Here is a 524-nt window from a genome sequence, read left to right as displayed (position 1 = left end):
GGCACAGCGTGTGCCGCAACACGGAGACGCACTTATGACCATCGCACAACAACTTGAACAGAAAGGCATCGAGAAGGGCAGGGCTGAAGGCCTGCAGCTCGGTGAACAGCGCGGTATTGAAAAAGGAGAGCGTGAAGCTACCCTTAAAATTGCCCGCACCATGCTCCAGAACGGTATCGACCGCAGTACCGTCATGAAAATGACCGGTCTGACTGAAGACGACCTGGCGCAGATCCGCCACTAACCCCCCTTTCCTGGCACTCCCTGTCCGGCCATCAGCGAATACTGGTGGGGCAGGGAGGCACCAGACTCAGGCTCGGCCTGCCAGCCACAGCGATTAAACAGCTTCATCACCCCCGCTACGTTCCCCGTCAGACGCGCTGTCAGCGGATTTATCTGTCGGCCACTGTCGTCAAAAGCGGCATCGAGGCTGGCCCGAGAGAGATAAATGCCGTTCACGCCCGCACTGAGCACCACAGCATTCCGGCCGGACCATTCCCGATCGCTCAGCAGACGGTAGTTCC

The 524-nt window shown here is 59.0% G+C and carries 1 protein-coding gene and 1 pseudogene; one reads left to right on the top strand and one right to left on the bottom strand.

The annotated features are described in order from the left end of the window. On the top strand, nucleotides 1-244 hold a 244-nt coding region (locus tag IAE27_RS29360), incomplete at its 5' end, for an Rpn family recombination-promoting nuclease/putative transposase (RefSeq protein ID WP_200093438.1). Here the strand turns inward: IAE27_RS29360 and IAE27_RS29355 are convergent. Beyond that, nucleotides 241-524, bottom strand: a pseudogene (locus IAE27_RS29355) (hypothetical protein); the annotation flags it as partial. The gene IAE27_RS29360 and the pseudogene IAE27_RS29355 sit on opposite strands and share 4 nt — an antisense overlap.

The organism is Klebsiella sp. S69 (assembly GCF_016516145.1).
GTDB classification, from domain to species: Bacteria; Pseudomonadota; Gammaproteobacteria; order Enterobacterales; family Enterobacteriaceae; genus Klebsiella; species Klebsiella oxytoca.
Note: the sequence above shows the minus strand (reverse complement) of the source record. Positions and strands in the feature narration are given on the sequence as shown.